The sequence below is a fragment of the Variovorax paradoxus genome, assembly GCA_016806145.1.
In the GTDB taxonomy this organism is placed as follows: Bacteria; Pseudomonadota; Gammaproteobacteria; order Burkholderiales; family Burkholderiaceae_C; genus Variovorax.
The window spans coordinates 2,091,770-2,110,168 of record CP063167.1 but is presented as its reverse complement, the minus strand read 5'-3'; the positions used below and the strand labels follow the sequence as shown (position 1 = coordinate 2,110,168).

Sequence of the window (18,399 nt, the reverse complement as noted above, 5' to 3'; positions counted from 1 at the left end):
ATGCACCGGCGGGGGTGCCACTAAAGTTTGCGACCGCCCTCTCCTGCCGTCATGAAGCGATTCCTGCCCTCGCGCCGTCGCGCCGCGACCCTTCTTGCCCTCGGGTCGCTGCTTCCTGTGTCCCTGGCCTCCTTCGCGCAGACCGCGAGCAGTCACGCGCTGGCGGACGGGGCGTCGTCCCCGCTGCGCGGCGGCGTACTGCGCGCGGTGGTCCAGCCCGAGCCCGTGACCTTGAACCCCGGCTACAACAACTCCTACGTCAATGGCGTCGTCGCCACCAACGTGCTGGAAGGGCTGCTGAGCTACGACAGGAACCACCAGGCCAAGCCCGGCCTGGCTACGCGCTGGCAGGTTTCGCCCGATGCGCTCACGCTGCGCTTCGATCTGCGCCAGGGCGTGACCTGGCACGACGGCAAACCCTTCACCTCGGCCGATGTCCGCTACTCGGCCCTCGAGGTCTGGAAGAAGGTCCATCCGATCGGCCGCAACATCTTCGCCGACCTCGAGGACGTGCAGACGCCCGACGACCATACCGCCGTCTTCCGCTTCAAGCGGCCGTCGCTGGTGGTGCTCAACTTCCTCAATGCGCAGGGCTCCCCCGTGCTGCCGCGCCACCTGTACGAAGGCACCGATGTCCTGAACAACCCGCTCAACCTCAAGCCCGTGGGCACCGGCCCGTTCCGGTTCAAGGAATGGCGACCGGGCCAATCCATCGAGCTGGTGCGCAACGACAGCTACTGGGACGCCGGCAAGCCCTATCTCGACGGCATCGTGTTCCGCATCATTCCCGATGCGGCCGCGCGCGTGGCCGCGCTGGAGGCCGGGGAGGTCGACTATGTGCCCTGGGACAGCGTGCCGCTGGCCGACCTCGAGCGGCTGCGCGCATCGCCTGCTCTACGCGTGGAGTACCAGGGCTACACCTGGCAATCGAACTACCTGGTATTGGAATTCAACCTTCGCCACGAGGCGCTGTCCAAGCCCGAGGTCCGCCATGCCATTGCCCATGCGATCGATCGGCCGGGGCTGACGAAAACCGTCTGGTACGGCCTCGGCACGCCATCCACCAGCGCGATCCCCTCGACGCTCAAGCCCTTCTACACGACGCAGGACGTGCCGCAGTATCCGTTCGACCCGGCCCTGGCCAACCGGCTGCTCGACCAGGCCGGCTACCCGCGCAAGGCCGACGGCGTGCGTTTCGCGATCCACATCGACTATGCGCCGTTCAACCAGAACTTCGGTCGGCACGCCGAGTACATCAAGCAGAACCTCAAGCGTGTCGGCATCCAGGTCGAAGTGCGCAACCAGGACCTCGCGAGCTACCTGAAGCGCGTCTATACCGACTACGACTTCGACATCCACACGACGCGCTGGGCGCCGTACATCGATCCGCAGCTCGGCGGCCTGCGCCAGTTCTGGTCCCAGGCCATCAGCAAGGGCACGCCGTGGCAGAACGCCTCGGGCTATGCGAATCCCGAGATCGACGCGGTGATCGAGAAGATCCGCTATGCCCCGGCGCAGGCGCAGCGCCAAGCTGCCTTCAAGGATTTCCAGCGCATCGCGCAACGCGACCTTCCGGCCATGGCCCTGTACGAGGAGAAGAACTTCACCGTGCGCAACCAGCGAGTGCGCGGTCTCTCGGACGATGCCGATGCATCGCAGGCGGCGCTGAAGAACGTCTGGCTCGGCAAGTGAAACGATGAACGCGCCCAGCCGGCAGCTTCGGATCGCGGCTTTCATCATGCCGGGATTCACCTCGCAATCCTGGCGCCACCCCGCGCTGCCTTCGGATTTCGCCTTCAATCTGGCGCAGTACGTGGAATGCGCGCAGATCGCCGAGCGGGCGCTGTTCGACACCGTGTTCGTCGCCGACAGCGCGACCTTTCCCGAAGCGCCCGACGCAGTGGTCGAGCGCATGGCGTCGGTGAGCCTGTTCGAGCCATTGACGCTGTTGACCGCCATTGCCGCGCGCACGCAGCGCGTGGGCCTGATCTATACCGCAAGCGTGAGCGACTACCCGCCCGCCCTGCTCGCCCGCCAGGTCGCCTCGCTCGACCACCTGAGCGGCGGGCGCGCCGGATGGAACCTGGTGACCACCTATGGCCCGTCCTCGCGACAGCTGGGACTGCCGGCCGACAAGTCCGAGGACGACAGCTATGCGCGCGCGGCGGAGTTCGTCGAGGTCGTCAGGGGCCTGTGGGACGGCTTCGAGGACGACGCCATCCTCGGCGACAAGGCGAGCGGCCTGTATGCCGACCTCGCGCGCATCCATCGGCTCGAGCACGACGGCCGCTACTACCCTGGCGTGCGCGGACCGCTGCGCATCGCGCGTCCCGTGCAGGGCCACCCGGTCATCGCGCAGGCCGGCGCATCGCAGGCTGGCCGCGACTTCGCGGCGCAGACCGCGGACCTCGTCTTCTGCAATTGCCTGTCGATCGAATCGGGCCGCGCGTTCTACGCCGACCTCAAGGGACGCGTGGCAGCGGCTGGCCGCAATCCCCACAGCCTGAAGATCATGCCGGGCTGCAGCATCGTCTGGGGCGAGACCGATGCCCTGGCGACCGAGAAGTTCGAGCAGATCGCGTCGCTGTTTCCCATCGGCGTGGCCGTCGAGAACTTGATGCTGGACCTGCATGGCCATCCGCTGGACAGCCCGTTCCCCACCGACGTGGCGCCCGCGAGGTTCTCGGTCGGGCACCAGAAGGAGATCACGCAGTTCGCGGTCGCCAACGGCCTGACGCTGCGGCAGACCGCGCAGCGCCTGGCCGTCGGCAACAAGCACCGCGTGCTGGTGGGCAGCACGCAGACGATCGCCGACGACCTCGAACACTGGTTGCGCACCGAAGCATGCGACGGCATCACGCTGATGGCGCCGTTCCTCGCGCAAGGCTATGCGGAGTTCGCCGACCACGTGGTGCCCGAGCTGCAGCGGCGCGGGCTGTTCCGCAGCGCCTACGACGGGAGCACCCTGCGCGAGCACCTGGGTTTGCCGCGGCCGCCGAATCGGTGGCGCTGACGGCGTCGGGGACCGCAATCGTCCTTCAGGGCTGCGCCACGACCGCGTTGCGCCGCTCCGCCCACTCCACCACCTGCCCCAACGGCGCCGGCCGCATGAAATAGAAGCCCTGCAGCAGCGGGCACCCCAGCCGCGCGAGCGTCTCGAACTCCTCCTGGCTCTCGACGCCCTCGGCCACCACCTCGATGTCCATCGAGCGGCCCAGCCGCACCACCGCCTCCACCATCAGGCAGCTGGCGGGCGAGGAATCGAGGCCGAACACGAAGCTGCGATCGATCTTCACCTGGCGCACGTGCTCGCCACGCAGCGAGGCCAGCGAGGAATAGCCGACGCCGAAATCGTCGATCGACACCGCGACGCCGGACTCGGCCAGCGCGCGCAGCCGGGCGCGCGCGGTGGAGGTGTCGAGCGCGACCTCCTCGGTGATCTCGATCTGCAGGCGCTGCGGCGGCAGGCCGTGCGCGGCGAGCACCTCGGCGGTGATGACATCGACCGGCAGCTGCGACATCTCGCGCGGCGACACGTTCATGGCCACCGGCAGCTCGGCGAATGCGCCGCCGATGCCACTGAGTTGCACCAGGCCATAGCAGACCTCCTCGAGGATATGGCGCAGCAGGCGCTCGGCAAGCCCGGTGCTCGCGGCCGCGAAGATGACCTCGCCGGGCGCGACCCAGCCGTGCTTCGGATGCCGCCAGCGCAGCACGGCCTCGAGGCTGTGCAGGCGCCGCCCGCGGTCGGCGAGGATGGGCTGATACCAGGCGCAGATGGCGCGCGTGGCCATGGCCTCGACCATGTCGCGCTCGATGTCGCGCCGGCGCAGCAGGCGGTCGTGCAGCACCTCGTCAAAGCGGTGGCAGCGGTTGCGCCCGCGCCGCTTGGCCTCGTAGAGCGCCTCGTCGGAGAAGGCCAGCATCTCCTCGGCCGAGCGGTCGAGGCTGGTGCAGATGCCGACGCTCACGCCGAGCTGGCCGCCGTAGTGCGAGGTGGCATGGGCGATCGAATCGATGAGTCCCTGCGCGACGTGCTCGGGCGCGTCGGCCGCGCCGCGCGGCCGATAGAAGACCGCGAACTCGTCGCCGCCCCAGCGGCCGACCACGGCGTCATGGCGCGCGAGCCGCTGCTGCAACCACTGGCCGACGTCCTTGAGCACGCGGTCGCCGGTCTTGTGGCCGAAGGCATCGTTGATGGCCTTGAAGCCGTCGAGGTCCAGCATCAGCGCGGCATGCGGCGTCGCATCGGCCTGCGCGGCCTCGAAGCGCGAGGCTGCCTTCGCGAAGCCCTCGCGGTTGAGCAGGCCGGTCAGCGAATCGTGGTTGGCGCGGAAATCCAGCTCGCGCGTCGCGCGCGTGGACTCGGCATGGGTGCGCTGCAGCTCGGCCGCCATGAACAGCGCCTCGTTCTTGAGCCGGCTGCTGGCGCGGAACGCGCGCTCGCCGCGCCGCGAGGCATAGACCAGCGTGCACAGGTAGACGAAGACCATCGCCGCGAGCGCGTCGTGATGGAAGCCGCCGGCATGGAGCAGCCAGGCGGTAACCGCGGCCAGCGCGGGCGTCACGAAGAAGATCGGCACCGGCGCATAGGCCGCGCTGAAGATCACGGAGCCGGCGCAGACGCCGCAGACGATGGTCATGAAGAACAGCGTCTCAGACGGGTTCTCGCTGTCGCAGAACAAGGGCAGCAGCGCCCAGACGCAGCCCGAGAGGAACGACGACACGGTGATCTTGCGAAAGCGTCTCGCGAGTTCGCGCTCGTCCATGCCGGCCACGGCCCGTTCCACCGCGCGCAGCGAGCGGCAGACATCGGCGCGGTAGGCGTTCGACAGCACGACCAACATCAGCCAGGCAGCCGGCCCGACCCAGTGCACCGAGGCGTAGAGCGCGACGCCGGCGGTCACGCAGCCCACGGCCATGCCCGAAGGCACGACGGCGCGCACGCTGCGCTGCACCGACAGGAGCTGGTCGCCCCTCACCCGTCTCGAGAGTTCGTCGGGCGACGGGCCGCTCGAGTGGTCCTGACCTGATGGAAGATCGACCATGGTGGGCAACGGGTGGCGGGAGTTCTCACCCCCTCAAGCCATTGCGCACCCAATGCGCGGTGGCACGATTCGTCCATTTGCCCTTCCGGGGGTCGGCCTGCGCCGACAGAAGGCCTCAGGCCGCGGACACGACCACCCCGTCCGCATCGAGCCACAGCCGATCGCCGGGCCGGAAATCGATACCGCCGAAGGTCAGCACCACGTCGCGCTCGCCCGCGCCGACCAGGCTCGCGCGCCGCGGCGTGGTGCCGATCGCGAGCACGGCCAGCGGCAGCGCTTCCAGCAATTCGGCATCGCGCACGGCACCATGGATCACGACACCGGCCCAGCCGTTGGCGAGGCCGATGCGCGCGAGCCGTTCGCCGAGCAGCGCCATGCGGCAGGTGCCGCCACCATCGACGACCAGGATGCGTCCCTTGCCAGCGGTCGCGAGCAGGTCCCGGACCAGCCCGGCGTCCTCGTGGACGCGCAGGCAGGCGATGAGGCCCGAGGCATGGCGCTTCGATCCGAAGGAGCGCAAGTCGAGTTCGCAGACCCTGGCATCGGAACCGAGCCGGTCGGCGACATCGGCGGTGGCCTCGTGTGTGTCGTTGCCGTGCATGCCTCAATCCAGCGTCGCGCCCGACTGCTTGACGAGCTTCTGGTGCTTCGCCAGTTCCGACTGGAAGAAGGCCGGCGCGGCGTCGGGCCCGATGTCGAGCAGCGCCAGCCCCTGCCCGGTGACGGCGGTCTGCGCCTCGGGCGACTTCATGGCCGCGCGGATCGCGGTTGCCGCCGCGTCCACGGCCGGCCTGGGCAGGCCCGCGGGACCGACCAGCGCGATCCAGGCATCGAATTCGTAGCCGGGCACGCCGGCCTCGGCGAGCGTGGGCACCTCGGGCAGCGCGGCCGAGCGCTGGCGGGTGCTGACCGCGAGCGCGCGCAGCGTGCCGGCCTTGACCTGCGGCGCGACCTGCGAGACGGACACGAAGGCCAGGTTCACCTGGCCGCCGATCAGGTCGGTGATCAGCGGGCCGGTGCCACGGTAGGGCACGTGCTTCATGTCGATGCCGGTCTCGCTCACGAGCAGCTCGGCCGCGAGGTGCAAGGTGCTGCCGTTGCCGGCCGAGCCGTAGTTCAGGGTGCCGGGCTTCGCCTTGGCGTGGGCCAGGAGCTCCTTCGTCGACTTCACCGGCAGGCCCGGGTTGACCACGAGCACCAGCGGCACGGTGGCGAGCACGGCGATCGGCGTGATGTCCTTCAGGCTGTCGAAGGGGATGGACTTGTAGATGCCGGGATTGATGACGTGGTTGGACGAGATCATGCCGAGCGTCAGTCCGTCCTTGGGTGCACGCACGATCTGCTGCGTGCCCGGGATGCCGCCCGCGCCGGCGACGTTCTCCACCACCACCGGGTGGCCGGTGCCGCGGCCCAGCGCGGGTGCGACGGCGCGCGCGACCGCGTCGACCGTCGAGCCCGCGGCGAGCGGCACGATCATGCGCAGCGGCTTGTCGCCGCCCAGGGCCTGGGCCCAGGCGCCGATCGGCGCGAGGGTGAACGCGGTCGCCATCGCGGCCAGCGCGCGGCGTTTCATCGAGGTGCTCGTCATGGGGGTCGTCTCCGTGGGTTTGATTCTTGGGGGCGCGCTCAGGCCTCGCCATGCCGCGCGCGCAGTTGCGCGAAGGACAGCAGTTCGCCCGCGATCGCGCTCGCGGCCACCGTGGGCGGGCTCGCGAGCCAGACGCTGCCGGGACCGCCGCGGCCCGGAAAGTTGCGGTTGATGGCGCTGACCGTCACCTGCGCGGCATGCGTGGATCCGCCGGGGCCGCAGTTGCCGCAGGCGCCGCACGAGGGTTGCAGGATGCGTGCGCCGACGCGCTCGAAGACCTCGAGGTAGCCGGCGGCGATGCAGTGGTCGCGCACGGCGGTGGTGCCGAACTGCAGGAACAGCTCGACGCCGGGCGCGACACGCAGCCCGCGCGACGCGGCCCAGTGCAGCACCGCGTGGTAGTGCGCGAAGTCCTCGCGCTTGCCGGCGGTGCAGGAGCCGCCGTAGGCGATGTCCACGCGCACCGGCGCCGCCAGCGCCGCGAGCGGCAAGCCGTTGCCGGGATCGCCGGGCGCGGCGAGCATGGCGCCGACCGCCGCGCAATCGACATGCAGGGTCCGGTCGTACACCGCGCCCTCGTCGCTGTGCATCCACGGCTCGAGTTCGAATTCGACGCCGCGCCGCTCGCGCAGGAAGCGCTGCGTTTCCTCGTCGGGCGCGACGATGCCGGTGAAGCCGCCGAGCTCGGCCGTCATGTTGGTGAGCGTCGCGCGCTCGTCGATGGACAGAGCCCGCACCGCGGCGCCGGTGAACTCGAACGCCATGCCCACGCCGCCGCCCGCGCGGATGAAGGGCAGTGCCAGCAGGTGCAGCACCAGGTCCTTGGCCGTCACGCCCTCGGCGAGCCGGCCGGCGAGTTCCACGCGCAGCGAGCGCGGCATCGTGAGCCGCACGGCGCCGGTGACGAAGGCATTGGCCATGTCGGTGGTGCCGATGCCGAAGGCCACGCAGCCGAGCGCGCCGCTGTGCGGCGTGTGCGAATCGGTACCGACGATCAGCTGGCCCGGCAGCGCATGGCGCTCGGCCACCATCGCATGCGAGATGCCGGCCACGTTCGAGCCGTCGTCGCGCGCGGCCTCGTGCTCGGTCAGCGTGCGATGGCTGCGCAGCGCGTATTGCGCGGCGAAGCGGCGCTGCGCCTCCACCATGCGATGCACGTTGGGCACCAGGCCGCTGCGCACATGGGTCGGGCTTTCCTCGACGTAGGAGGTGTGGTCCTCGAACACGACGATGCTGTCGGGCCGGTGCAGCTCCAGGCGCGGGCCGAAGGCGGCATGCAGCATGTGCGCGGCCATGCCGGTGTAGTACTCGTGGATGAAGCGCAGGTCGGCGCGCACGAAGGCGCCGTCGCCCGGCGCGGGCCGGCCGCCGGTGACGGGCGTCGAGAGCGCATGCCGCTCGACGATCTTCTCGAACAGCGTGCGCGGGCGTTCCGTGTCCGATGCCGGCGCGGCCTCGGGCTGCCGCAGATGCGAGGCGCCGAAGCGCAGCAGCCCGCCGCTGCGCAGGATGGCGCAGGCCAGCGCGTCGCGGCCCGCGAGCAGCTCGTCGAGGGCGATCGCTTCGCCGGCCTCGATGCGCTCGACCAGGCCGAAATCGGTGGAGGTGAACAGGCCGATGTTGTCGGCGTTCTGGCGATAGATGCGTTCGAAGCTGCGCGCGATCACCAGCCGCACGCCGGCCAGCTTCTCAGCCGCGGGGCTGTGCTCGCGCGACGAGCCCTTGCCGTAGCGCCCGCCCGCCACCACGACCTCGATGCCCGAGGCGGCCATGGCGCCGGGCGCGATCGGCTTGCGGCCGTCGACCTCGAGGCCGGTGTAGGGAAAGCGGCCGAGCTGCTCGTCGTAGTGCGTGAGGATCGCGATCGGCGTGATCTCGTCGGTCGAGACATCGTCGCGCAGCGCGCCGGCCGCGGCCAGGCTGCCGCGTTCGCCGCGCAGCACGGCCTCGATGGCGCCGGGCGCGGTGCCGAGGAACAGGATGCGGGGATCGAAGCGAAGCGCCGCGTCGCCGGGCGGGTCTTCTCGTCTGTCGTGGAGCATGCCGCATGCTGCGGCCGCCGCCTGCGCGCGGGAAGCGCCAAGGCGGCAGAGGGGGTCACGCGAAACACGTGATCGGGTGAAACCCGCGGCCGGCTCAGCCGCGCAGGCTGTCGATCAGCGCGAGCACCAGGCGCGGCTGCGGCGAGCGGCGCAGGCTGTAGAGCTGCAGCTTGCGGTCGGCCCAGCGCTCGTCGAGCGGGCGGCGCTCGAAGCGCGCGGTGCCCGCGAAGGCCGAGGCCGCGCTGCGCGGGATGATCGCGATGCCGAGCCCGGCCTCGACCATGCGGCACACGGCGTCGAAGCTGCTGACCGACATCGTGGGCGAGAAGCGGCCGCCGCCGGCCTCGGCGCGCTCGTGCAGCGAGCGGTCGAGCGCGCCGCCCTGATGCACGCCGATCAGCGGCTCGCGCAGCACGGCGGCGAAGGAGACGCTGTCGAGCGCCGCGAGCGCATGCCCCGCGGGCACCACCACCTGCAGCGGATCGTGCGCGAAATGCCAGGCCTCGAGCCCGGCCGGCACCGCCTGCTCCACGCCGACGCCGACGTCGGCGAGATCGTCGAGGCAGGCGCGCACCACGTCGCGCGTGTCCTGCTCGTGCAGCGCCACGCGCGCCTGCGGATGGGCCTGCATGAAGCGCCGCAGCCGCTCGGGCAGGAAGCCGACCACGGCCGACATGTTGGCGTACAGCCGCACCGTGCCGCGCAGCTCGCCGCCCTCGCTCTGGACCTCGCGCGCCAGCGCCTCGAGGTCCTCGTCGATCTTGATGCCGCGCGTGAGCACCAGCCGGCCGGCGTCGGTGAGCGCGATGCCGCGCGGCGAGCGCACCAGCAGCGCGGTGCCGAAGGCGTGCTCGAGGTCGGTGATGCGCCGGCCCAGCGCGGAGGCCGCGATGTGCTCGCGCTCGGCCGCGCGCGCGATCGAGCCCGCCTGCGCGGCCGCGACGAAGAGGCGGATGCTGTAGGGATCGATGCGGCGTGCCATGGAGCGGGTGGGTGGAGGCTTGGCCGCATTCTCTCAGTCCCCCGCGCGCCAGCCGCCGCCCAGGGCCCGGTACAGCCCCACGCTCGCCTGCAGCCGCGCCATGCGCAGCTGCGCCGCGTGGTCCTGCGCCGCATGGAGCGTGCGCTGCGCATCGAGCAGGGTGATCAGGCTCTCGGCCCCGGCGCGGTAGCGCGTCTCGGCGAGCACGCGCGAGCGCACGGCCGCGGCGAGTTCGCCGGCCTGCGAGGCGATCTGCGCCTCGAGGCCCTCGACCGCGTGCAGCGCGGTCTGCGTGTCGGCGAAGGCGTTGACGATGGCGGCGCGGTAGTTCGCGAGCAGCTCCTCGCGGCGCGCCTGCGCGAGATCGCGCCCGGCCGCGAGCCGGCCCGCGTCGAAGATCGGCGCGGCCAGCGCGGCACCGATGCCGTAGACCGGGTTGTCGAAGAGGCCGCGCAGGCGGCCGTCGGCGCTGCCGAGCGCGGCCGTCAGCACGAGGCTCGGAAACATCGCCGCGCGCGCAGCCTCCACGCGCGCATCGGCCGCGGCCAGCCGGGCCTCGGCGCGCGCGATGTCGGGGCGGCGCAGCAGCAGCTCGCTGCGCAGGCCTACGTCGACGCGCGGTGGCCGCAGGCGCTCGAGGCTGCCGGGCGCAAGCGGCGCGGCCGGTTCGCGCTCGCCGAGCCAGGCCGCGAGTTCGACCCGGCTGTCGGCCTCGGCCTGGCGCAGGGCATCGGCGGTGCGCCGCTGCGCCGCGACGATGCCGCGCTGCTGCTCGAGCTCGAGCGGCGTGGCCGCGCCGGCGAGGTGGCGCGCCTCGATCAGCGCGAGCAGCCGCTCGGCATCGCGCTGGTTGAGCCCCGCGATCGCCACGCGCTCCTGCAGCCCCGCGGCCCGCAGCCAGGCCGAGGCGACGCCGGCGCTGGCACCGATGCGCAGCGCGGCGAGGTCGAAGCGGCTGGCGCGCAGGTCCTCGAGCGCGCCGCGCTGCGTCGCGCGCTGACGGCCCCAGAGGTCGACCTCGTAGCTGGCCGCGAGGCCGATCGCGTGACTGGCGCCCGCGACCATGGCGTTGCCGCCGAGCCGGTCGTCGCGGCGCGCGCCCAGCGAGGCCGTGACCGCGGGCCACAGCAGTGCACCGTCGATGCGGGACTGGGCCTCGGCCTGGCGCGCACGCGCCGAGGCGGCCGCCAGGTCGTGGTTGCGCGCCTGCACGGCCACGACCGCGGCCTGCAGACCGGCATCGCCGAAGCCGGCCCACCAGTCGGCCTGTGCCGCGTCCGCGGACTGCGGCGCAGCCTCCGGCACGACCGGCGGCGGCGCATGGGCACAGCCCACAGACAGCGCCGCGAGCGCCAGCCAGAGCAGAAATCTCATCGTCATCGTGTGCCTGTTCATTCGCTCGAAAGGGCCGCCACGGGATCGAGCCGCGCGGCCTGGCGCGCCGGCATGAAGCCGAACACCAGACCGGTGGCGGTGGCGCAGGCGAAGGCACCGACGATCGCGCGCAGCGAGAAGATCACGGGCACGTTCCACCAGATCAGCGCGCCGCCCAGGGCCAGGCCGATCGCGACGCCGGCGCAGCCGCCCACCACCGACACCAGCACGGCCTCGGTCAGGAACTGGCGCAGGATGTCGCGCTGTCGCGCGCCGGTCGCCATGCGGATGCCGATCTCGCGCGTGCGCTCGCGCACGGTCATCAGCATCACGTTCATCACGCCGATGCCGCCGACCAGCAGCGACACCGCGGCGATCAGGCCCAGCAGCAGGGTCATCGTGTCCTCGGTGCGGGCCTTGGCGGCGATGGCGGCGGCCGCGTTGCCGATGCGGTAGTCGCGGATGCCGTGGCGCTCGAACATGACCGCGTCGACCGCGCGCTCGGCGGCCTCGACGCCGGCGCCCTCGCGCACCGTCATCGCCGTGTAGGTGGGTTCGCGCTGGCCGAACACCTTCACGCTCGCGGTGGAGAACGGCATCAGCAGCAGGTCGTCGTAGCTCTGGTCGCCGGCCAGCGCGCCCTTCTCGGCCATCACGCCGATGACCTGGAACGGCATGTTCTCGATCAGGATGTGCTGCCCCACGGGATCGGCGATCTCGGGCATCAGCTCGCGCGCGAGCTTGCGGCCCAGCACCGCGACGGCGGCCATGTCGTCCTCGTCCTCGGCGCTGAAGAAGCCGCCGCTGCGCACCGGCCAGGTCTGCACCGCGGGCATGGCGGCGCCGGTGCCGCGCACATAGGTCTGCAGGTCCTTCTCGCCGAAGCGCACCACCTTGTTGCCGGTGACGTTGGGCAGCACCACCTCGATCTGCGGCAGCTCGGCCACCGCCGCCAGGTCGGCCAGCGTGACGCTGCGCCCCGGGATGCGCGAGCTGGCGCCCACCGAACTCATGTAGAGCAGATTGGCGCCGAAGGCACTGGCCTGCGCCACCACCTGCTGCCGCGCGCCGAGCCCCACCGCGAGCATCACGATCACCGAGGCCACGCCGATCACGATGCCCAGCAGGGTGAGGCTGGTGCGGAAGCGATGGATCCACATCACGCGCCAGGCGGCGCGGCAGGCATCGCGCAGCTCGGCCACGAACGGCGCGCGCGCCCCCCTGGCCTGCGGCCGCAGTTCGGGCAGCACCGCCGCGCCGGAGGGCGGCGCGGCCGGGCCGGAGTCGTCGACGATCAGGCCGTCCCTGATCTCGATCGTGCGCCGCGCGGCGGCCGCCACCTCGTGGTCGTGCGTGATGACGATCACGGTGTGGCCGGCGCGCGCGAGTTCGTCGAGCAGCGCCATCACCTCGGCGCCGCTGCGCGAATCGAGGGCGCCCGTGGGCTCGTCGGCCAGGATGATGCGCCCGCCGTTCATGAGCGCACGCGCGATCGACACGCGCTGCTGCTGGCCGCCCGAGAGTTCGTGCGGCCGGTGCCCGAGCCGGTCCTCGAGGCCCAGGCGCGCCAGCAGCGCAGCGGCGCGCGCGCGGCGCTCGGCCTCGGGCATGCCGGCATAGAGGGCCGGCACCTCGACGTTCTCGCGCGCCGACTCGGTGCCGATCAGGTGGTAGCTCTGGAACACGAAGCCGAAGGCCTCGCGCCGCAGCCAGGCCAGCGCGTCGGCATCGAAATGCGTGACGTCGCGCCCGGCGAAGCGGTAGCTGCCGCCGCTCGGGCGGTCGAGGCAGCCGAGCAGGTGCATCAGCGTCGACTTGCCCGAGCCCGAGGCGCCGACGATGGCGACGAACTCGCCGGCCTCGATGCGCAGCGACACGCCGCGCAGCACCTCCACCGCGGGCGCGCCGCCGCGGCCGCCGTAGCGCTTGCGCAGGCCGCGCAGCTCGATCAGGGGCGGCGCCTCGCTCACAGCTGGAAGCGCCGCGGGCCCGAGGCGGGCGCGGGGTCGGCGGTGATCAGCCGGTCGCCCTCGGCCAGGCCCTCGAGCACCTCGGCGCGCAGGCGGTCGCGCACGCCGATGCGCACCTGGCGCTCCTGCGGCCGGCCGTCGGCAGCGAGCACGCGCGCGGTGTAGCGGCCGGGCTTGCCGGCCACCGGGCGCAGCGCCGGCAGCGGCGCGGTCAGCACGTTCCTGGCCGCGGCCGTGACGAAAGTGACCTGCGCCGTCATCTGCGGCATCAGTTCGCCGTCGGCGTTGTCGACGTCGAACAGCACGGTGTAGAGGATCACCTTGCTGGTCGACGGCGCGAGCGCGGTGCCGGCGCTCTTGCCCTCGGGCACCGGCGGTGCGGGCAGCACCTGGCGCACGCTGCCGCTCCAGCGGCGGCGGCCCTCGGCCCCGCCCTGCCCGCCCAGCGTGGTGAAGTGCACCGGCATGCCGGTCTTCACGCGCCGCACGTCGGCCTCGGAGACCTCGGTCCACACCGTCATGGCCGACAGGTCGGCCACGCGCAGCACGTTGGGCGTCTGGTAGGTGGCGTTGAGGGTCTGGCCCACGCGCGCCTCGACCGACACCACGGTGCCGGTCATCGGCGCGTCGATGCGGGTGTAGCCGAGCTGGGCCTGGTTGCCCTTGAGGGTGGAACGCGCCTGCTCGATCTGCGCCTTCAGGCGCGCGATGCGCGCCGCGGCGGTGGCCAGCGCGGTCTCGGCCGCCTCCACGTCCTCCTCGCGCGTCGCGCTGGCGCGCGCCATCTGCTCTTGGCGCGCATGCTGGCGCAGCGCCTGGCGGTGCAGCGCCTGCTGCTCGGCGAGCTGCGCCTCGAGCCCGGCCAGCTCGGCGCGGTTGGCGTCCACGGTGGCCTGCTGCACGGTGGGATCGATCTCCACCAACGGCTGGCCCTGCTTCACGTCGTCGCCGGGCCGCACGTGCAGGCGCCGGATCTGGCCCGACACCTGCGCGCCCACGTCGACGTAGCTGCGCGGCTGCAGGGTGCCGATCGCGCTCACGCTGGCCTCGATGTCGCCGCGCGCGATGACGGCGGTTTCGTAGCCGCCGGTCTCGCGGCCCTGCCAGGCCAGCGCGAGGCCGGCCAGCAGCGCGACGGCCGCGCCGGCCAGCAGCCAGCGCAGGCGGCGCGGCTTCGGGATGTCTTCTTCGTGCGCCATCGCGGTCAGCGCCCCGGTTGCGAAATTGCTCTCATACCGGCATGACGCGCGAAGTGCGGAAACGGGTAGTCCGGCAGCACGGGCGGAAGGCGGATAGTGAAAAAGTTGGCACTACAATGAGAATCGTTCTCACTATCCAATCGCACCATCAGCTGTCCGGGATCGCGCGCCGTGTCTTCCTCTCACCCTGAAATCCGCGAGCTCTACGCAGCGCACCATGGCTGGCTGCGCGGCTGGCTGCTCGGCCGCCTGCGCTGCGGCTTCACCGCCGCGGACCTGAGCCACGACACCTTCGTGAACATCCTCGAGCAGCCGGCCGCGCCGGTGCTGCGCCAGCCGCGCGCCTATCTGCAGGTGGTCGCGAGCCGGCTGATGATCAACCGCTTCCGGCGCCTGACGGTCGAGAACGAGGTGCTGCGCACCGTGGCGCTGCTGGCCGAGGACGATCTCGCGCCGAGCGCCGAGGACGCGGCCTCGCGCCGCGAGCTGCTGGGCCAGGTGCTCGCGCTGCTGGCCGACGAGCTCGACGAGAAGAGCCGCACCGCCTTCATCCTGGCGCGCGTCGACGGCCAGTCCTATCGCGAGATCGCGACCCAGCTCGGCGTGTCGGAAACCCGCGTGAAGCAGTACCTCGCGAAGGTGCTGCTGCACTGCCACAGCCGCATGGCCGCCGCCGTCGCGGCATGAACGCGGCGGAGCAACGCAGCCGCGCGCAGGCCGCCGACTGGGTCGTCCGGCTGTCCGACGAGGAGGTCGACGACGCCACGCGCGCCGCCTGCGAGGCCTGGTGCGCCGAACATCCGAGCCACGCCCGACTGCTCGCCGAGATGCGCGAGCTGTGGGGCGCGGTCACGCCGCAGACGCCGGTCGCCGGCGCGGTGCCGACGACGCGGCGGCGCACGCCGCATGCGCGCCGCGCGCTCGGCCTGCTGGCGCTGGTGCCGGTGCTGCTGCTCGGCGCCTGGGCGCTGCCCTGGCGCGAATGGGCGGCCGACCAGCGCACGGGCATCGGCGAGCTGCGCCGGCTCACGCTCGCCGACGGCAGCCGGCTGGTCATGAACGGCGACAGCGCCGTCGACATCGATCTCTCCGGCGAGGTGCGCCAGTTGCGCCTGCTGCGCGGCGAGGTCTACGTCGAGGTGGCGAAGGCCGCCGCCCCGTTCGAGGTGCTCGACCGCGACGGCAGCGTGCGCGCCTTGGGCACGCGCTATGCCGTGCGGCGCGACGACGAGGACACGCTGGTCACCGTCACCGAATCGCGCGTGCGCATCAGCCCGCGGGCCGCCGACGGCGAGGCCGTCGAGCTCGGCGCCGGCGAGCAGCTGCGCTTCGACGGCCAGGGCATCACGCGCCCACCCGCCGCGAGCACGGCCAATGCGCTGGCCTGGCAACAGGGCCGGCTGGTGTTCGACGATGCACCGCTGCCCGAGGTGCTGCGCGAGCTCGCGCGCTATCGCCCCGGCCTGCTGCTCGCCGACGACCCCGCCCTGCAGGACCTGCGCTTCACCGGCGTGCTGCCGACCGCGCAGAGCGACGCGGCGCTCGAGCTGCTCGGCGCCAGCCTGCCGCTGCGGGTGCTGCGCGTGTCGCCCTGGCTGGTGCGCGTGAGCGCGGCCGGCCCCGCGCGGTGAGGGATCGCCCCAAAAAAAACGCGCCGCCCCTACCCGATTCCGGCGCTCGCTTGTCATAGGTGGAAAGAGCCACACACCAATGACAAGAGGTTGACATGAACCACCGCTGGAACGCGCCGCGGCTGACCGCCGTGGCGCTGCTGTTCTGCGCCGCCACGGCCCCGATCCATGCCCAGGCCGTCGACGCACCCATCGACTGGCAGCAGCCGGCGCAGCCGCTGGGCGGCGCGCTCACGGCCCTCGCGGTACGCACGGGGCTGATCGTCGGCGTCGACGCCGCGGCCGTGCGCGGCAAGCAGGCGCCCGCGCTGCAGGGCCGCTACACGCCCCACGAGGCGCTGCAGCGGCTGCTCGCGGGCAGCGGGCTGCAGGCGGTGCGCGACCCGAACGGCGGCTATGCGCTGCGCGCCGCGGCACCTTCATCGGCACCGCCCGAGGCGGCCGTGCCCGCGGGCGCGACCTTGGGCGCGATCCAGGTCAACGCCTCGCGCGACACCGTGACCGAGGGCAGCGGCTCCTACACCACCGATGCCCCGCTCACCAGCACGACGCGGCTGCCGATGACGCTGCGCGAGACGCCGCAGTCGGTCACCGTGATCACGCGCGAGCGCATGCAGGACCAGGGCATCACGCAGGTCGCCGACGTGCTGCGCCAGACGCCGGGCCTGAGCTTCATCCAGAGCGGCAACGCGGGCACCGATGCCAACAGCGTCTACGCGCGCGGCTTCGTGGTCGAGAACTACCAGGTCGACGGCATCCCGCAGACCGGCAGCTGGCTCACGCAGACCGGCGACCTCGCCTTCTACGACCGGGTCGAGGTGATCCGCGGCGCGACCGGCCTGCTCAACGGCGTGGGCACGCCGGCGGCCACCATCAACCTGGTGCGCAAGCGGCCGACGCAGGACTTCCGCGCCAGCGCCGCGCTGAGCGCCGGCTCGTGGAACACCTTCCGCGGCGAGGTCGACATCGGCGGCCCGCTCAACGAGGCCAACACGCTGCGCGCGCGCATCGTGGCCGCCGCGCAGGACGGCGACTCGTGGATCGACCGCTATTCGGAGCGCAAGAAGCTCTTCTACGGCATCGTCGAGGCCGACCTCACGCCGGCCACGCGACTGACCGCCGGCGTCGAGCTGCAGCAGCACCACAACGACGGCACCGCGCGCAGCGGCCTGCCGCTGTACTTCAGCGATGGCTCGCTCGCCAACTTCGCGCGCTCACAGAGCGCGGCCGCGAGCTGGGCACGTTCGTACCAGGACCAGCGCCAGTTCTTCGCCGCGCTCGACCACCGCTTCGACAACGGCTGGGCCCTGCATGCGAGCTTCAACCAGTCGCGCCGCGGCTACGACGACGTGATCGGCTATGCGCTGCGCGGCTACGTCAACCGCGCGAGCGGCGCCGGCCTGGGCCTGTGGGCCACGCGCTGGAATTCGCAACCGCTGCAGAACGCGGCCGACATCTACGCCAGCGGGCCCTTCGAGCTGTTCGGGCGCAAGCACGAGCTGGTGGTGGGCTACAACATCTCGCGCACCAAGGACAGCCCACCCACCTACGCCAACTGGACCATCCCGGGCTACGACGCTTCGATCCCGAACTTCTACCTCTGGAACGGCGACTGGCCGGCGGAGCCCTTCAATCCGCGCACCGGCAGCTCGCAGACCGCGACCAACCAGACCGGCGCCTATGCCACCGCGCGCCTGCGCCCGACCGACACGCTGTCGGTGATCCTCGGCACGCGCGTGAGCCGCTGGACCGAGCGCACGCGCCGCGTGCCTTTCCAGGGCAGCGCCACCTTCGGCGAGCGCAGCGAGAAGGACGTGGTCACGCCCTATGCCGGCGTGGTGTGGGACTTCAGCAGGCAGTGGTCGGCCTATGCGAGCTACACCGACATCTTCAAGCCGCAGACCAACAAGGCGCTCGCCGGCGACTACCTCGATCCGCTCGAGGGCAAGGCCTACGAGATCGGCATCAAGGGCGCGCTGCTCGACGAGCGCCTGAACCTCGGCGCGGCCGCGTTCGAGGTCAGGCAGGACAACCTCGCGGTGCGGCTGGACAACCAGTTCGCGCCCGACGGCTCGGCCGCCTACCGCGCGGCGCAGGGCACGACCACGCGCGGCTACGAACTCGAGGCCGCGGGCGAGCTCGCGCCCGACTGGCAGATCGGCGCCGGCTATTCGCACAGCGTGTCGCGCGACGCGGCCGGCGCGCGCCTGAACACGCAGGTGCCGAAGAACCTGCTCAAGCTGTTCACCAGCTACCGCATCGCGGGCATCGGCAACGGCCTCACCGTGGGCGGCGGGCTCAACTGGCAGAGCGCGAGCTACAGCCGGAACCTGGGCCCGAGCGGCTCGGCCACCTTCACGCAGGGCAGCTACGCCACGCTCGACCTGATGGCGCGCTACCAGATCTCGCGCCAGCTCAGCCTGGCGGTGGCGCTCAACAACGTGTTCGACAAGCGCTACCACACGAGCACCACCACCAGCTTCTACGGCGCACCGCGCAACCTCACGGTCACGCTGCGCGGCACCTACTGATCCTTCGAGCCAGATCGCCCCCCGGCCTCGGCGC

At 72.0% G+C, this 18,399-nt stretch carries 13 protein-coding genes; 5 read left to right on the top strand and 8 right to left on the bottom strand.

Annotation, left to right across the window (positions count from 1 at the left end):
- The first annotated feature begins 51 nt into the window (after window positions 1-51).
- Together INQ48_40970 and INQ48_40965 are read left to right on the top strand one after the other, a co-directional pair.
- A complete protein-coding gene (locus INQ48_40970; GenBank protein QRF61738.1) occupies window positions 52-1,692 on the top strand; it encodes an ABC transporter substrate-binding protein in 1,641 nt (546 codons plus the stop codon).
- A 4-nt stretch (window positions 1,693-1,696) separates the two neighbouring features.
- Window positions 1,697-3,013 carry an NtaA/DmoA family FMN-dependent monooxygenase gene (locus INQ48_40965; GenBank protein QRF61737.1) on the top strand — a complete coding sequence of 439 codons (1,317 nt, stop codon included), beginning with the start codon at window positions 1,697-1,699 and terminating at the stop codon, window positions 3,011-3,013.
- 25 nt (window positions 3,014-3,038) lie between these two features.
- Here the strand turns inward: INQ48_40965 and INQ48_40960 are convergent, their stop codons facing one another.
- From INQ48_40960 to INQ48_40925, 8 genes are all read right to left on the bottom strand, one after another.
- Entirely contained in the window at window positions 3,039-5,048 is a 2,010-nt protein-coding gene (locus tag INQ48_40960; GenBank protein ID QRF61736.1) for an EAL domain-containing protein, read from the bottom strand.
- 115 nt (window positions 5,049-5,163) lie between these two features.
- Window positions 5,164-5,649, bottom strand: coding sequence for a ribonuclease E activity regulator RraA (rraA, locus tag INQ48_40955; GenBank protein QRF61735.1), 486 nt, complete (start codon window positions 5,647-5,649; stop codon window positions 5,164-5,166).
- A 3-nt stretch (window positions 5,650-5,652) separates the two neighbouring features.
- Window positions 5,653-6,621 (bottom strand): tripartite tricarboxylate transporter substrate binding protein, encoded by a 969-nt coding sequence (locus tag INQ48_40950; GenBank protein ID QRF63188.1) that lies wholly within the window; start codon window positions 6,619-6,621, stop codon window positions 5,653-5,655.
- 53 nt (window positions 6,622-6,674) lie between these two features.
- Entirely contained in the window at window positions 6,675-8,678 is a 2,004-nt protein-coding gene (locus tag INQ48_40945; protein QRF61734.1) for a 3-isopropylmalate dehydratase, read from the bottom strand.
- Between the two features lie 94 nt (window positions 8,679-8,772).
- Window positions 8,773-9,660 carry a LysR family transcriptional regulator gene (locus INQ48_40940; GenBank protein QRF61733.1) on the bottom strand — a complete coding sequence of 296 codons (888 nt, stop codon included), beginning with the start codon at window positions 9,658-9,660 and terminating at the stop codon, window positions 8,773-8,775.
- A 33-nt stretch (window positions 9,661-9,693) separates the two neighbouring features.
- On the bottom strand, window positions 9,694-11,034 hold the full coding sequence (locus tag INQ48_40935; GenBank protein ID QRF61732.1) for an efflux transporter outer membrane subunit: 1,341 nt from the start codon (window positions 11,032-11,034) through the stop codon (window positions 9,694-9,696).
- Window positions 11,035-11,051: 17 nt separating this feature from the next.
- Window positions 11,052-13,004: a MacB family efflux pump subunit gene (gene macB / locus INQ48_40930; protein QRF61731.1), complete on the bottom strand. Its 1,953-nt coding sequence runs from the start codon at window positions 13,002-13,004 to the stop codon at window positions 11,052-11,054.
- Window positions 13,001-14,203 carry an efflux RND transporter periplasmic adaptor subunit gene (locus INQ48_40925; protein QRF61730.1) on the bottom strand — a complete coding sequence of 401 codons (1,203 nt, stop codon included), beginning with the start codon at window positions 14,201-14,203 and terminating at the stop codon, window positions 13,001-13,003. Before INQ48_40925 ends, macB begins: the two co-directional genes overlap by 4 nt.
- A 171-nt stretch (window positions 14,204-14,374) precedes the next feature.
- Here INQ48_40925 and INQ48_40920 point away from each other — a divergent pair, with 171 nt between their 5' ends.
- From INQ48_40920 to INQ48_40910, 3 genes are all read left to right on the top strand, one after another.
- Window positions 14,375-14,890 (top strand): sigma-70 family RNA polymerase sigma factor, encoded by a 516-nt coding sequence (locus INQ48_40920; protein ID QRF61729.1) that lies wholly within the window; start codon window positions 14,375-14,377, stop codon window positions 14,888-14,890.
- Window positions 14,887-15,834: a FecR family protein gene (locus INQ48_40915; protein QRF61728.1), complete on the top strand. Its 948-nt coding sequence runs from the start codon at window positions 14,887-14,889 to the stop codon at window positions 15,832-15,834. The genes INQ48_40920 and INQ48_40915 overlap by 4 nt, the downstream gene beginning before the upstream one ends.
- 95 nt (window positions 15,835-15,929) lie before the next feature.
- On the top strand, window positions 15,930-18,365 hold the full coding sequence (locus tag INQ48_40910) for a TonB-dependent siderophore receptor (protein QRF61727.1): 2,436 nt from the start codon (window positions 15,930-15,932) through the stop codon (window positions 18,363-18,365).
- The last annotated feature ends 34 nt before the right edge of the window (window positions 18,366-18,399 follow it).

Coding starts and splice junctions, on each gene's coding strand:
- INQ48_40970 (QRF61738.1), top strand. CDS start 52: ATGAAGCGATTCCTGCCCTCGCGCCGTCGCGCCGCGACCCTTCTTGCC.
- INQ48_40965 (QRF61737.1), top strand. CDS start 1,697: ATGAACGCGCCCAGCCGGCAGCTTCGGATCGCGGCTTTCATCATGCCG.
- INQ48_40960 (QRF61736.1), bottom strand. CDS start 5,048: ATGGTCGATCTTCCATCAGGTCAGGACCACTCGAGCGGCCCGTCGCCC.
- rraA (QRF61735.1), bottom strand. CDS start 5,649: ATGCACGGCAACGACACACACGAGGCCACCGCCGATGTCGCCGACCGG.
- INQ48_40950 (QRF63188.1), bottom strand. CDS start 6,621: ATGAAACGCCGCGCGCTGGCCGCGATGGCGACCGCGTTCACCCTCGCG.
- INQ48_40945 (QRF61734.1), bottom strand. CDS start 8,678: ATGCTCCACGACAGACGAGAAGACCCGCCCGGCGACGCGGCGCTTCGC.
- INQ48_40940 (QRF61733.1), bottom strand. CDS start 9,660: ATGGCACGCCGCATCGATCCCTACAGCATCCGCCTCTTCGTCGCGGCC.
- INQ48_40935 (QRF61732.1), bottom strand. CDS start 11,034: ATGAGATTTCTGCTCTGGCTGGCGCTCGCGGCGCTGTCTGTGGGCTGT.
- INQ48_40925 (QRF61730.1), bottom strand. CDS start 14,203: ATGGCGCACGAAGAAGACATCCCGAAGCCGCGCCGCCTGCGCTGGCTG.
- INQ48_40915 (QRF61728.1), top strand. CDS start 14,887: ATGAACGCGGCGGAGCAACGCAGCCGCGCGCAGGCCGCCGACTGGGTC.
- INQ48_40910 (QRF61727.1), top strand. CDS start 15,930: ATGAACCACCGCTGGAACGCGCCGCGGCTGACCGCCGTGGCGCTGCTG.